Source organism: Kosakonia sp. BYX6 (genome assembly GCF_038449125.1).
GTDB classification, from domain to species: domain Bacteria; phylum Pseudomonadota; class Gammaproteobacteria; order Enterobacterales; family Enterobacteriaceae; genus Kosakonia; species Kosakonia calanthes.
Map to the genome: position 1 here is coordinate 381,665 of NZ_CP151800.1, position 15,243 is coordinate 396,907.

The window sequence follows — 15,243 nt, forward strand, 5'->3', positions numbered from 1 at the left end:
ACAGTTACCCGTAACAATTCACTCTTGCACCCGTGGGGGCTACCCTTTGAGCACAACAAACCTTGATCATCATGTCTATGTTCTGATGGGCGTTTCCGGCAGTGGCAAATCTGCTGTTGCCAGCGAAGTAGCCTATCAGTTACATGCCGCATTTCTCGACGGCGATTTCCTCCATCCGCGCAGCAACATCACCAAAATGGCGTCTGGCGAACCGCTGAACGACGACGACCGTAAACCGTGGTTACAGGCGCTGAATGATGCTGCTTTCGCGATGCAGCGCACCAACAAAGTGTCGCTGATCGTTTGCTCCGCGCTGAAAAAACACTACCGCGACCTGCTGCGTGAAGGTAACCCGAACCTCTCCTTTATCTACCTGAAAGGCGAATTCGATGTCATCGAAAGCCGCCTGAAAGCGCGTAAAGGCCACTTCTTCAAAACGCAGATGTTGGTCACGCAGTTCGAAACGCTGCAAGAGCCGGGCGCAGACGAGCGCGATGTGCTGATTGTTGATATTGACCAGCCGCTGGATGGCGTTGTCGCCAGCACAATTGACGTAATTAAGAAAGGCAGTGCGCAGTGAGTACATTAACGCTTGTTTTAACAGCCGTAGGTTCAGTTTTACTGCTGCTGTTTTTAGTGATGAAAGCCCGTATGCACGCTTTCGTTGCCTTAATGGTGGTTTCTATTGGCGCAGGGCTTTTTTCCGGTATGCCGTTGATTAAAATCGCGCAAACCATGGAAAAAGGCATGGGCGGTACGCTGGGCTTTCTCGCCATTGTGGTGGCGCTCGGCGCGATGTTCGGCAAGATTCTGCATGAAACCGGCGCGGTGGACCAAATCGCCGTCAAGATGCTCAAATCTTTCGGCCACAGCCGCGCGCATTACGCGATTGGTCTGGCCGGGTTGATTTGCGCACTGCCGCTGTTTTTCGAAGTGGCGATCGTACTGCTGATTAGCGTTGCGTTTTCCATGGCGCGCCATACCGGTACCAACCTGGTGAAGCTGGTTATCCCGCTGTTCGCCGGCGTTGCGGCTGCGGCGGCATTCCTGCTGCCTGGACCAGCGCCGATGTTGCTGGCGTCGCAAATGCACGCTGATTTCGGTTGGATGATCCTGATTGGTCTGTGCGCGGCGATCCCGGGCATGCTGATTGCGGGTCCGCTGTGGGGCAACTTTATTAGCCGCCATGTACAGCTGCATATTCCGGACGATGTGAGCGAGCCGCATCTCGGCGAAGGCAAAATGCCATCGTTCGCGTTTAGCCTGTCGCTGATTCTGCTGCCGCTGGTGCTGGTGGGGATGAAAACCATCGCCGCACGCTTCGTGGCTGAAGGCAGCAATTTGTACGATTGGCTGGAGTTTATCGGCCATCCGTTTACCGCGATCCTCGTGGCGTGTCTGGTGGCGATTTATGGTCTGGCGATGCGCCAGGGCATGCCGAAAGACCGCGTAATGGAAATCTGCGGTCACGCGCTGCAACCCGCGGGCATTATTCTGCTGGTCATCGGTGCGGGCGGCGTGTTCAAACAGGTACTGGTGGATTCAGGTGTCGGCCCGGCATTGGGCGAAGCGCTGACCGGTATGGGCTTGCCGATCGCCATCACCTGCTTTGTGCTGGCCGCCGCGGTGCGCATTATTCAGGGTTCCGCAACGGTCGCTTGTCTGACTGCGGTCGGCCTGGTGATGCCGGTTATTGAACAGCTGCACTTCAACGGCGCGCAGATGGCGGCACTCTCCATCTGTATCGCGGGCGGGTCAATTGTCGTCAGCCACGTCAATGACGCCGGTTTCTGGCTGTATGGCCGTTTCACCGGCGCTACCGAAGCGCAAACGCTGAAAACCTGGACAATGATGGAAACCATCCTCGGCACCACCGGTGCGATTATCGGGATGATTGCGTTTTCGTTGTTGAGCTAAGTTGCCAGGCCCGGTAGCGTAATGCTTACCGGGCCTGATCGATTTAACCCTTCATCCACACCCTAATCCCATCCAGGAACATTTGGGTGGCGAGCATCACCAGAATCAAGCCCATCAACCGTTCCAGCGCGTTAACCCCTTTTTCACCCAGCAGGCGCAAAAACAACGTCGATTGCAGCAAAATGGCGACGGTGCCGCCCCAGGCGATGATGAGTGCAATTACCAGGTGCCCCATCTGGTTTGGATATTGGTGGGAAAGCAGCATCAGCGTGGCCAGCAGCGTTGGGCCGGCGACCAGCGGAATAGCCAGTGGGACGATAAACGGTTCCTCGCCAGCGGGCAGGCCGGAACTGCCGCCAGACTCGCTCGGGAAAATCATCTTAATGGCGATCAGGAACAGGATAATCCCGCCGGAAATCGACACCGTTTCCGCGCGCAGATTTAACACCGACAGGATTTTCTCGCCGGCGAACAGGAAGATAAACATCACCAGCAGCGCGATAAGCAGTTCGCGGATCATAATTGCCCGTCGGCGCTTGGGTTCGGTGTGCTTTAACACCGACATAAAAATAGGCAGGTTACCCAACGGATCCATTATCAGGATCAACAAGACGGCGGCGGAGATGATGTCATTCATTCATTCTTATCCCGAACATGTGCGGCAAAAAGAGAGAGATTAGCTGTGTTTCTGATGCGTTCGCTATCATTGATTAATTTCACTTGCGACTTTGGCTGCATTTTGTAATGTGGAGCATCGTCCAGTTGGAAACTGGCTCGCACGCACAACGCACACACCTTCGCAGGAATTCGCTATGAAAAATGTTGGTTTTATCGGCTGGCGCGGGATGGTCGGCTCTGTACTCATGCAACGCATGGTAGAAGAGCGCGACTTTGACGCCATTCGCCCTGTCTTCTTTTCCACGTCCCAATTTGGACAAGCTGCTCCCGCATTTGGCGGCCAGGCAGCAGGTACGCTTCAGGATGCATTCAACCTGGACGCGCTGAAGGCACTCGACATCATTGTCACCTGCCAGGGCGGCGATTATACCAACGAAATCTATCCAAAGCTTCGTGAAAGCGGCTGGCAGGGTTACTGGATTGACGCAGCCTCTTCTTTACGCATGAAAGATGACGCCATTATTATCCTCGACCCGGTAAACCAGGCCGTTATCAACGATGGGCTGAACAACGGCGTGAAAACTTTTGTCGGCGGCAACTGTACCGTCAGCCTGATGCTGATGTCCCTCGGCGGCCTGTTCGCGAATGATCTTGTGGAGTGGGTGTCCGTCGCCACTTACCAGGCGGCGTCCGGCGGCGGTGCGCGCCACATGCGCGAACTGCTCACACAAATGGGCCAACTGCACAGCCATGTTGCGGCTGAACTGGCGGATCCGGCCTCTGCCATTCTTGATATCGAACGCAAAGTCACCGCGTTGACCCGCAGTGGCGATCTGGCGGTCGATAACTTTGGCGTTCCGCTGGCGGGCAGCCTGATCCCGTGGATCGACAAACAGCTTGATAACGGCCAGAGCCGCGAAGAGTGGAAAGGCCAGGCTGAAACCAACAAAATCCTCAACACGTCTAACACCATTCCGGTCGATGGCCTTTGCGTGCGCGTCGGCGCGCTGCGCTGCCACAGCCAGGCGTTCACCATCAAACTGAAAAAAGACGTGTCGATTCCGACCGTGGAAGAGCTGCTGGCGGCACACAACCCGTGGGCGAAAGTGGTGCCGAACGATCGCGAAATCAGCATGCGTGAACTGACCCCTGCCGCTGTAACCGGCACGTTGACCACGCCGGTAGGCCGTCTGCGTAAATTAAATATGGGGCCAGAATACCTTTCTGCCTTTACCGTCGGCGACCAGCTTTTATGGGGCGCAGCCGAGCCGCTGCGCCGCATGTTGCGCCAACTGGCGTAACAGTATTCACATTATCAAGGGGTGCTTCGGCACCCCTTTTTTTATGCTTTTTTTGCAGAAAGAAAACATGAGGGTTTTATTTTCTTAGCACTCTGAAAGCGTTGGCTATGCTTTAAGTTGGGTGTCTTAACATTTTGCCTGAAAGTGGAACGGAGCAATGAGAATGCACACGAAGTGCGGCACCGTTCAGGTTAAAAAAAGTATCGCAACCGCGCGTATCTACGGTGGAAGGTGCGATACCACAACAAACAGGATGAGAACCATGTCCATTCATGTTGATAGAGACGTGATTAACGCGCTAATTGCCGGTCATTTTGCCGATCCTTTTTCTGTTCTGGGAATGCACAGTACCGATGCGGGGCTGGAAGTTCGCGCGCTATTGCCCGACGCCACCGAAGTCTGGGTTATCGAACCGAAAACCGGGCGCAAAGTGGCAAAACTGGAGTGTATGGACTCCCGTGGTTTTTTCAGCGGCGTCATTGAGCGTCGCAAAAATCCGTTCAATTATCAGTTCGCCGTGGTCTGGCACGGCCAACAAAACCTGATTGACGATCCCTATCGCTTCGGCCCGTTATTGCAAGATATGGACGCCTGGCTGCTCAGCGAAGGCACCCATATGCGGCCTTACGAAACCCTCGGCGCACATGCCGACACCATGGATGGCGTCGTCGGAACCCGTTTCTCCGTCTGGGCGCCCAATGCGCAGCGCGTCTCGGTTGTCGGGCAGTTTAACTACTGGGACGGACGCCGCCACCCGATGCGTCTGCGCCGTGAAAGTGGCATCTGGGAACTGTTTATCCCCGGCGCGCTGAATGGGCAGTTGTACAAATTCGAGATGATCGACGCGCACGGTAAGCTGCGTATCAAAGCCGATCCTTACGCGTTTGAAGCACAGATGCGCCCCGATACCGCGTCGCTTATCTGCGGTTTACCAGGCAAGAAAACGCAAAGTGAGGAGCGCAAACAGGCGAACCAGTTCGACGCGCCGATCAGCATCTATGAAGTGCATCTCGGTTCCTGGCGTCGCCACACCGATAACAATTACTGGCTCAGCTACCGCGAACTGGCGGACCAACTGGTGCCCTACGCCAAATGGATGGGGTTTACCCACCTGGAACTGCTGCCGGTCAATGAGCATCCGTTCGACGGCAGTTGGGGGTATCAACCGACCGGGTTGTACGCGCCGACGCGCCGCTTCGGTACACGCGATGATTTCCTGCACTTTATCCATACCGCGCATGCCGCGGGTCTTGGCGTGATCCTCGATTGGGTGCCGGGGCATTTCCCGTCGGATGATTTTGGTCTTGCCGAATTCGATGGCACCAAGCTCTACGAGCACAGCGACCCGCGTGAAGGTTTTCACCAGGACTGGAACACGCTGATTTACAACTATGGCCGCCGCGAAGTCAGCAACTATCTGGTCGGTAACGCGCTGTACTGGATTGAGCGCTTCGGCATTGACGCGCTGCGTGTTGATGCGGTGGCGTCGATGATTTACCGCGATTACAGCCGCAAAGAAGGCGAGTGGATCCCCAACGAATTCGGCGGTCGCGAAAACCTCGAAGCCATCGAATTTCTGCGCAATACCAACCGCATCCTCGGTGAGCAGGCACCTGGTACCGTCAGCATGGCGGAGGAATCGACCGACTTCCCCGGCGTGTCTCGCCCGCCATCATTGGGCGGTCTGGGCTTCTGGTACAAATGGAACCTCGGCTGGATGCACGACACGCTGGACTATATGAAGCTCGATCCGGTGTACCGCAAGTACCATCACGACAAGCTCACGTTCGGCATGCTCTACAACTACACCGAAAACTTTATCCTGCCGCTTTCTCATGACGAAGTGGTCCACGGCAAGAAGTCGATTCTCGATCGCATGCCCGGCGACGCCTGGCAGAAGTTCGCTAATCTGCGCGCCTATTACGCGTGGATGTGGGCGTTCCCCGGCAAGAAACTGATGTTTATGGGCAACGAATTCGCCCAGGGCCGCGAGTGGAACCACGACGGCAGCCTCGACTGGCATCTGCTTGAGGGCGGCGACAACTGGCATCACGGCGTTCAGCGCTTAGTGCGCGATATGAACCACACCTACCGCCACCATAAAGCGCTGCACGAACTCGATTTTGATCCCTACGGTTTTGAATGGCTGGTGGTCGACGATCACGAAGCCTCGGTGTTTGTCTTCGCGCGTCGCGACAAACAGGGTAACGAAATCATTGTCGCCAGCAACTTTACGCCCGTGCCGCGCCACGGCTACCGCTTCGGCATTAACCAACCGGGGCGCTGGCGCGAGGAGCTGAACAGCGACTCGATGCATTATCACGGCAGTAACACAGGTAACGGCGGCGTGGTGCACAGCGATGAGATTGAAAATCGTGGGCATGCGCACTCGCTGTTAGTGACGCTGCCGCCGCTGGCAACCATCTGGCTGGTGCGGGAGGGGGAATGACGAAACTGGCGGCAGGTTCGGCGACGCCGCCCGGCGCGCAAGTGCAGGGCAATGGCGTCAATTTTACGCTTTTCTCTGCCCACGCCGAGCGCGTGGAGCTTTGCCTGTTTGATGATGAAGGCAATGAACAGCGCGTCGACCTGCCTGCCCGCACGGGCGACATTTGGCACGGCTTTCTGGCGGGCGCCAAAGCGGGCCAGCATTACGGTTACCGCGTGCATGGCCCGTGGGAACCCGCACAAGGTCACCGTTTTAACCCGGCCAAATTGTTGCTCGATCCCTGTGCCCATCGCGTTGAAGGTGAAGCCGTCGATAACCCGCTGTTTCATGGCGGTTACGATTATCCGGATCCGCATGACAGCGCCGTACTCGGTTTGCGAAGCGTGGTGGTTAATGACGTATTCGACTGGCAAGACGATGCGCCGCCGCGCACGCCGTGGGGCAACACGGTTATCTATGAAGCGCATGTGAAAGGGCTGACCTGGTTGCACCCGGACATTCCCGAAGCGATTCGCGGTACCTACAAAGCGCTTGGTCACCCGGTGATGATCGACTGGTTTACGCAGCTTGGCATTACCGCGCTCGAACTGTTACCGGTGGCCCATTTTGCCAGCGAGCCGCGTTTGCAACGGCTGGGGCTAAGCAACTATTGGGGTTACAACCCGCTGGCGTTGTTTGCGCTGCATCCGGCGTATGCCAGCGACCCGCAACAGGCGATCAACGAATTTCGCGACGCGGTGAAAGCGCTGCATCAGGCGGGGATCGAGGTGATCCTCGATATTGTGCTCAATCACAGCGCGGAAACCGATCTCGACGGGCCGACCTTCTCCCTGCGCGGAATCGATAACCGTAGCTATTATTGGGTAAGAGAAGACGGTGATTACCATAACTGGACGGGCTGCGGTAACACGCTGAATTTGAGCCAGCCAGGTGTGGTGGAATACGCGCACGCTTGCCTGCGTTACTGGGTTGAGACGTTCCATATTGACGGTTTTCGGTTTGACCTGGCGTCGATTCTTGGGCGCACGCCGGCATTCAGCCAGCAGGCGGCGTTATTTACGGTGATGCAAAACGATCCGCTGCTGCGCGATGTGAAACTGATCGCCGAGCCGTGGGATATCGGGCCTGGCGGTTACCAGGTGGGCAATTTCCCCGCGCCGTTTGCCGAGTGGAACGATCATTTCCGCGACGCCACGCGGCGCTTCTGGCTTGAACAGTCGCTGCCGCTTGGGGAATTCGCCGGGCGTTTTGCCGCCTCCAGCGATGTGTTTAAACGCGAAGGCCGTTTACCGTCGGCATCGATCAACCTGATCACCGCCCACGACGGCTTTACGTTGCGGGATTGCGTGTGCTTCAACCACAAACATAACCAGGCGAACGGCGAAGATAACCGCGACGGCACCGACAACAACCACAGTTTTAATCACGGGTTCGAAGGGTTGGGCGGCAGCCTTGATGTCTCTGAGCGGCGACGGGTAAGCCAGCACGCTCTGTTGACCACGCTGCTGCTGTCGCAAGGTACGCCAATGTTGCTGGCGGGCGATGAACATGGCCATAGCCAGCACGGCAACAACAACGCCTACTGTCAGGATAACGCCCTGACCTGGCTGGACTGGACGCAGGCGGACCGGGGACTGATGGCCTTTACCGCCGCGCTGATCCATCTGCGCAAGCGCATTCCCGCGCTCACGCGTGATGCGTGGTGGGAAGAGGGCGACGGCAACGTTGCCTGGCTCAATAAAGAAGGGCGGTTGTTAACGCCGTACGAGTGGCAAAACGGGGTTCATCGCTTGCAAATCCTGTTATCGGATAGCGTGTTAATAACGCTGAATGCCACGGCTGAAGTTGCAGAAATTGTATTACCCGCAGGAGAGTGGTGCGCCATTGCGCCCTTTGCCGGAGAAGACAATCCGGTCGTGATAACTGTCTGGCATGGGCCTGCGCATGGTGTGTGCGTATTTCAGCGGTTATAAAAACGGAGTCTGTCATGGTGAGATTAGATAAGAACGACCCTACAATGTTAGCGCGCCAGCTGCCGTTAAAATCCGTCGCCCTGATCCTGGCGGGCGGTCGTGGAACGCGTCTCAAAGATTTAACCAAAAAACGCGCGAAACCCGCGGTGCACTTCGGCGGCAAATTCCGCATCATCGACTTTGCCCTGTCCAACTGCATCAATTCCGGTATTCGCCGTATCGGCGTTATCACGCAATACCAATCACACACGCTGATACAGCATATTCAACGCGGCTGGTCCTTTTTCAATAATGAGATGAACGAGTTCGTTGATTTATTGCCTGCCCAGCAGCGCGTACATGGTGAGAATTGGTATCGCGGCACCGCCGATGCGGTGACCCAGAACCTGGATATTATTCGCCGCTATCGCGCTGAATACATCGTGATTCTGGCGGGCGACCACATCTACAAACAGGATTACTCGCGCATGCTGCTCGACCACGTCGAGAAAGGCGCGCAATGCACGGTGGCCTGTTTACCAGTGCCGGTACACGAAGCCACGGCCTTTGGCGTGATGGCCGTTGACGAGCATGACAAAGTGATCGACTTCGTGGAGAAACCCGCCAATCCCCCTTGTATGCCGAACGACGACACGAAAGCGCTCGCCAGTATGGGGATCTATATTTTCGATGCGCAATACCTGTACGACTTGCTGGAGGAGGACGATAAAAACGAAAACTCCAGCCACGATTTCGGCAAAGACATTCTGCCGAAAATCGTCAAAGCAGGGATGGCTTATGCCCACCCTTTCCCGTTGTCCTGCGTGCAATCCGACCCGAATTCCGAGCCGTACTGGCGCGATGTCGGCACGCTGGAAGCCTACTGGAAAACCAACCTTGATTTAGCCTCCGTGATGCCAGAACTGGACATGTATGATCAAAACTGGCCTATCCGTACCTATAATCAATCTCTGCCACCGGCGAAATTCGTTCAGGACCGATCGGGTAGCCATGGCATGACGTTGAACTCGCTGGTTTCCGGCGGCTGCGTTATTTCAGGATCGGTTGTCGTGCAGTCGGTGCTGTTCTCCCGCGTACGCGTCAACTCGTTTTGCAATATCGACTCGGCAGTGCTGCTACCCGATGTGTGGGTCGGCCGCTCTTGTCGCTTGCGCCGCTGCATTATCGACAGAGCCTGCGAGATACCGGAAGGCACGGTCATTGGCGAAAACGCAGAAGAAGACGCGCGGCGCTTCTACCGATCGGAAGAAGGCATTGTGCTGGTGACGCGTGAAATGTTGCGCAAATTACAAGGCTGAAAGCATCACTTACAACCTTGCGCGGAAGGGGTCCGCGTGCTGTTTTTCCGCTCATGGCGCGTAGCCCGGCGGCTTTGAACAGGAGCGACAATGCAGGTTTTACATGTATGTTCTGAGATGTTTCCGTTGCTGAAGACCGGTGGTCTGGCGGATGTCATTGGCGCGTTGCCTGCGGCACAAATTGCCGGTGGAGTTGATACGCGCGTTTTGCTGCCTGCGTTTCCGGACATTCGTCGTGGTGTCACCGACGCACAGGTTGTCACCCGGCGCGAGACGTTTGCCGGGCGGATTTCGCTGCTGTTCGGGCATTTCAACGGGGTGGGGATTTACATGATCGATGCGCCGCATTTGTACGAGCGCCCCGGTAGCCCTTACCACGATACGAACCAGTTTGCGTATGTCGACAACGTGCTGCGTTTTGCACTGCTCGGCTGGGTCGGCAGCGAGATGGCGAGCGGTCTGGATCCGTTCTGGCACCCGGATATCGTCCATGCGCACGACTGGCATGCCGGTCTGGTGCCGGCGTATCTCGCCGCAAAAGGACGCCCGGCGAAATCGGTGTTCACGGTGCATAACCTGGCGTATCAGGGCATGTTTTATGCGCATCATATGAATGACATCGCGCTGCCATGGTCGTTCTTTAACATGCACGGGCTGGAGTTCAACGGACAGATTTCGTTTCTCAAAGCCGGGCTGTATTACGCGGACCATATCACCGCTGTCAGCCCGACTTACGCGCGGGAAATCACCGAGCCGCAGTTCGCCTACGGTATGGAAGGCCTGCTGCGCCAGCGCCAACAGGAAGGCCGTTTGAGCGGCATTCTGAACGGCGTGGACGAGAAGATTTGGGATCCGGCGACGGACTTGCTCTTAGGCGCGCGCTACACCCGCGACACGCTGGAAGAGAAGGCGGAAAACAAACGCCAATTGCAAATCGCCATGGGGCTGAAGGTTAACGATAAAGTGCCGGTGTTTGCGGTGGTTAGCCGACTGACCAGCCAGAAAGGGCTGGATCTGGTATTGGAAGCGTTGCCCGGTTTGCTGGAACAGGGCGGGCAACTGGCGCTGCTTGGCGCGGGCGATCCGGTATTGCAGGAAGGTTTTCTCGCCGCCGCCGCCGAACACCCAGGCCAGGTTGGCGTGCAGATTGGGTATCACGAGGCGTTCTCCCACCGCATTATGGGCGGTGCGGATGTGATTCTGGTGCCGAGCCGTTTTGAGCCATGCGGGTTAACGCAGCTTTACGGTTTGAAGTACGGCACTTTGCCGTTGGTGCGTCGAACCGGCGGGTTAGCCGATACGGTTGCCGACAGTTCGCTGGAGAATCTGGCAGACGGTGTCGCCAGCGGTTTTGTCTTTGAAGACAGTAATGCCTGGTCACTGCTTCGCGCGATCCGGCGTGCTTTCGTATTGTGGTCTCGTCCTTCGCTGTGGCGTTTTGTGCAACGCCAGGCGATGGCAATGGATTTTAGCTGGCAGGTCGCAGCGCAGTCTTACCGCGATCTTTACTTTCGGTTGAAATAGTTTTCCAGGAATCACGCATATGAATGCTCCGTTTACTTATGCTTCACCCACGTTAAGTGTTGAGGCATTAAAACATTCGATTGCCTACAAACTGATGTTCACAATCGGTAAAGATCCGGCTATCGCCAATAAGCATGAATGGTTGAACGCCACGTTGTTCGCCGTTCGCGATCGTCTGGTGGAGCGCTGGCTGCGTTCTACTCGCGCGCAACTCTCCCAGGAAGTACGCCAGGTTTACTACCTGTCGATGGAGTTTTTGATTGGCCGTACCCTCTCAAACGCATTGTTGTCGCTCGGTATTTATGACGATGTGAAAAATGCGCTGGATGAGATGGGGCTGGATCTTGAAGAGCTGATTGATGAGGAAAACGACCCAGGGCTGGGTAACGGCGGGCTTGGGCGACTGGCGGCTTGTTTTCTTGATTCGCTGGCGACGCTCGGGCTACCGGGCCGTGGCTACGGGATTCGTTACGACTACGGTATGTTTAAACAGAACATTGTCGACGGTCGGCAGAAAGAGTCCCCGGATTACTGGCTGGAGTACGGCAACCCGTGGGAATTCAAACGCCACAACACGCGTTACAAAGTGCGCTTCGGCGGGCGAATTCAGCAAGAGGGCAGAAAGAGCCGCTGGATCGAAACCGAAGAGATCCTCGCGGTGGCTTACGATCAGATTATCCCCGGTTATGACACCAACGCGACCAATACGCTGCGCTTGTGGAATGCGCAGGCCAGTAGCGAAATCAATCTCGGTAAATTTAACCAGGGCGATTACTTCGCGGCGGTGGAAGACAAAAATCATTCAGAGAACGTTTCGCGCGTGCTCTACCCGGATGATTCCACCTATTCCGGGCGCGAATTACGCCTGCGTCAGGAGTACTTCCTTGTCTCGGCAACGGTGCAGGATATCCTGAGCCGCCATTTCCAATTGCACCAGACTTACAGCAACCTGGCGGACAAAATCGCCATTCACCTCAACGACACCCACCCGGTGTTATCGATCCCGGAACTGATGCGCTTGCTGATTGATGAGCATAAGTTTTCGTGGGATGAGGCGTTTGAAGTGACCTGCCAGGTGTTCTCGTACACCAACCATACGTTGATGAGCGAAGCGCTGGAGACCTGGCCGGTTGAGATGCTGGGTAAAATTTTGCCACGCCATCTGCAAATCATCTTTGAGATTAATGATTACTTCCTGAAAACCTTGCAGGAGCAGAACCCTAACGATATCGATCTGCTTAGCCGCGCGTCGATTATTGATGAGTCCAGCGGTCGCCGCGTGCGCATGGCGTGGCTGGCGGTGGTGGTCAGCCACAAAGTGAATGGCGTGTCGGAGTTGCACTCCAACTTGATGGTGCAGTCGCTGTTCGCGGACTTCGCGGCCATCTTCCCGATGCGTTTTCTCAATGTCACCAACGGCGTGACGCCGCGACGCTGGCTGGCGCTGGCGAACCCGTCGCTTTCGGATGTGCTGGATGAAAATATTGGTCGCACCTGGCGCACCGATCTCAGCCAGCTAAGCGAGCTGGAGCAGCATCTCGATTTCCCGACGGTGAACCAGGCGGTGCGTCATGCCAAGCTGGAGAACAAAAAACGGCTGGCGATTGTGATTGCCCAACAGCTCGGCGTGGTGGTGAACCCGAAAGCGCTGTTCGATGTGCAGATCAAACGCATTCACGAATATAAACGCCAGTTGATGAACGTGTTGCACGTCATCACGCGGTATAACCGCATTAAAGCCGACCCGACAGCGGAGTGGGTGCCGCGCGTCAATATTTTCGCCGGAAAAGCCGCCTCGGCCTATTACATGGCGAAGCACATTATTCACCTGATCAACGACGTTGCCCATGTGATCAATAACGATCCGCAGATTGGCGACAAGCTGAAAGTGGTGTTTATCCCGAACTACAGTGTTAGCCTGGCGCAGATAATTATCCCGGCGGCGGATCTCTCTGAGCAGATTTCGCTGGCGGGTACTGAGGCGTCTGGCACCAGTAATATGAAATTCGCGCTTAACGGTGCGTTGACCATCGGCACGCTGGATGGCGCAAACGTCGAGATGCTGGAGCATGTGGGGGAAGAGAATATCTTTATCTTTGGTAATACGGCGGATGAGGTGGAGGCGTTGCGTCGTCAGGGCTATAAACCGCGCGAGTATTATGAAAAAGATGAGGAGTTGCACCAGGTGTTAACGCAAATCGCCACCGGGTTGTTCAGCCCGCAGGAGCCCGGACGTTACCGCGATTTGGTGGATTCGTTGATTAACTTTGGTGACCACTATCAGGTGCTGGCGGATTTCCGCAGCTATGTTGACTGCCAGGACAAAGTGGACGCGCTTTATCGCCACCCGGAAGAGTGGACGACCAAAGCGATGCGCAATATCGCCAATATGGGGTATTTCTCATCCGACCGAACGATTCAGGAGTACGCCGAACATATCTGGAATATCAACCCAGTTCGGCTGTAGCGGTATTCGCCGGATGGCGCTAAGCGCTTATCCGGCCTACAAGCCGTTCATATATTTGTAGGTTGTAGGCCGGATAAGGCGGAAGCCGCCATCCGGCAAAACGCCCGGTGGCGCTGCGCTTACCGGGCCTACAAAATCCTTCGGCCGATAATGCGAAACAACTATTACGATGCCAGCGACAATTCCGCTTTGCTGTGGCGCGTCAACCACTGCGCCACGCGCGATTGCTCTTCGGCGTTCAGCCACATCCCGAGTTTGGTACGGCGCCAAATCGCGTCATCCAGGCGACGCACCCATTCGTGCTCAACCAGGTAACGCAGCTCGGCTTCGTACAACTCATGACCAAAATGCTCGCCCAAATCCTCAAGGCTGCTGGCATTCGCCAGAATCAACTCGCTGTTGCTGCCATAAGTGCGGGTGTAATGGCGCGCCATTGATTCGCTGATAAACGGATAGGTACGACGCAGCTTCGCGGCGTAATCATCGCGATCGCCTGTGATATCGCCACCCGGCAACACACACTCTTTCGTCCACGCCGCACCGATGCCTTTGTAATACGGCGTCAGTTTTTCCAGCGCGTGCTCAGCCAGTTTACGGTAAGTGGTTAATTTCCCGCCGAACACCGACAACAGCGGCGCTTTGCCGTTTTCATCGTGAATATCCAGCGTGTAATCACGGGTGATCGCCTGCGGAGAATCGGATTCGTCATCGCACAGCGGGCGCACACCGGAGTAAGTCCAGGCGATATCATCGCGGGTCAGCTGTTTCTTGAAGTGCCCGTTGTAGACTTTCAGCAGGTAGTTAATCTCGTTTTCGTCAATCTCGACATGCTTCGGATCGCCGTGATACTCCACATCAGTGGTACCAATAATGGAAAACTCATCCATCCACGGAATCACGAACACGATACGCTTATCTTCGTTTTGCAGAATATAAGCCTGCTTTTGCGCATGCGCGCGCGGCACCACAATATGGCTGCCTTTGATCAGGCGAATGCCGTACGGCGACGGCAAATGCATGCCGTCATCGAAGAACTCTTTCACCCACGGGCCGGTGGCGTTCACCAGACCGCGCGCCTGCCAGCTAAATTTTTCGCCGGTGTCGATATCTTCCGCTTCAACAATCCACAAGCCATTTTCACGGCGGGCGCTGGTGGCGCGCGTGCGGGTTAACACTTTCCCGCCTTTACGCTCAACCATTTGCGCATTCGCCAGCACCAGACGCGCATCGTCGACCCAGCAGTCGGAATATTCGAAACCGCGCACGATTTCCGGTTTCAACACCGACTCTGAGCCAAAACGCAAACTTTTAGAGGCCGGTAAACTGGTGCGTTTACCCAAGTGATCGTACATAAACAGACCAATGCGGATCATCCATGCCGGGCGCAAATGCGGGCGATGCGGCAGGCGAAAACGCATCGGGAAGGCAATGTGCGGCGCCATTTTCAGCAGCACTTCACGCTCGGCGAGCGCTTCGCTAACCAGGCGAAATTCATAGTGTTCCAGGTAGCGCAGGCCACCGTGAATCAATTTGGAGCTATTACTGGATGTCGCGCACGCGAGGTCCTGTGCTTCCAGCATCAGCACAGATAAACCACGCCCTGCGGCGTCAACCGCGATACCGGCACCATTAATGCCCCCGCCTATCACAATCAGATCTTTGGTTTCCATGCTTTCCTCACGCACTTTCGTAAAAG

At 55.9% G+C, this 15,243-nt stretch carries 10 protein-coding genes; 8 read left to right on the top strand and 2 right to left on the bottom strand.

The window, feature by feature from the left end; all coding sequences use genetic code 11:
- Positions 1 to 46: 46 nt before the first annotated feature.
- Together gntK and gntU are read left to right on the top strand one after the other, a co-directional pair.
- Positions 47 to 580, top strand: coding sequence for a gluconokinase (gntK, locus tag AAEY27_RS01610; protein ID WP_342323223.1), 534 nt, complete (start codon positions 47 to 49; stop codon positions 578 to 580).
- Positions 577 to 1,917, top strand: coding sequence for a gluconate transporter (gene gntU, locus AAEY27_RS01615; protein WP_342323224.1), 1,341 nt, complete (start codon positions 577 to 579; stop codon positions 1,915 to 1,917). Before gntK ends, gntU begins: the two co-directional genes overlap by 4 nt.
- Before the next feature lie 43 nt (positions 1,918 to 1,960).
- Here gntU and AAEY27_RS01620 read toward each other — a convergent pair whose 3' ends face one another.
- Positions 1,961 to 2,554, bottom strand: coding sequence for a YhgN family NAAT transporter (locus AAEY27_RS01620; protein ID WP_342323225.1), 594 nt, complete (start codon positions 2,552 to 2,554; stop codon positions 1,961 to 1,963).
- Positions 2,555 to 2,729: 175 nt separating this feature from the next.
- On the opposite strand from AAEY27_RS01620, the gene asd reads away from it, so the two are divergent.
- From asd to glgP, 6 genes are all read left to right on the top strand, one after another.
- The gene (asd, locus tag AAEY27_RS01625) at positions 2,730 to 3,836 is read left to right on the top strand and encodes an aspartate-semialdehyde dehydrogenase (protein WP_342323226.1); all 1,107 of its coding nucleotides are present in this window, start codon (positions 2,730 to 2,732) and stop codon (positions 3,834 to 3,836) included.
- Between the two features lie 262 nt (positions 3,837 to 4,098).
- On the top strand, positions 4,099 to 6,285 hold the full coding sequence (gene glgB / locus AAEY27_RS01630) for a 1,4-alpha-glucan branching enzyme (RefSeq protein WP_342323227.1): 2,187 nt from the start codon (positions 4,099 to 4,101) through the stop codon (positions 6,283 to 6,285).
- Positions 6,282 to 8,258 (top strand): glycogen debranching protein GlgX, encoded by a 1,977-nt coding sequence (gene glgX / locus AAEY27_RS01635; protein WP_342323228.1) that lies wholly within the window; start codon positions 6,282 to 6,284, stop codon positions 8,256 to 8,258. Before glgB ends, glgX begins: the two co-directional genes overlap by 4 nt.
- 14 nt (positions 8,259 to 8,272) lie before the next feature.
- A complete protein-coding gene (glgC, locus tag AAEY27_RS01640; protein WP_342323229.1) occupies positions 8,273 to 9,556 on the top strand; it encodes a glucose-1-phosphate adenylyltransferase in 1,284 nt (427 codons plus the stop codon).
- Positions 9,557 to 9,646: 90 nt separating this feature from the next.
- Positions 9,647 to 11,080 (top strand): glycogen synthase GlgA, encoded by a 1,434-nt coding sequence (glgA, locus tag AAEY27_RS01645; protein ID WP_342323230.1) that lies wholly within the window; start codon positions 9,647 to 9,649, stop codon positions 11,078 to 11,080.
- A 19-nt stretch (positions 11,081 to 11,099) separates the two neighbouring features.
- Entirely contained in the window at positions 11,100 to 13,547 is a 2,448-nt protein-coding gene (glgP, locus tag AAEY27_RS01650) for a glycogen phosphorylase (protein ID WP_342323231.1), read from the top strand.
- A 164-nt stretch (positions 13,548 to 13,711) separates the two neighbouring features.
- Here glgP and glpD read toward each other — a convergent pair whose 3' ends face one another.
- Positions 13,712 to 15,217 carry a glycerol-3-phosphate dehydrogenase gene (gene glpD, locus AAEY27_RS01655; protein ID WP_342323232.1) on the bottom strand — a complete coding sequence of 502 codons (1,506 nt, stop codon included), beginning with the start codon at positions 15,215 to 15,217 and terminating at the stop codon, positions 13,712 to 13,714.
- Positions 15,218 to 15,243 lie beyond the last annotated feature (26 nt).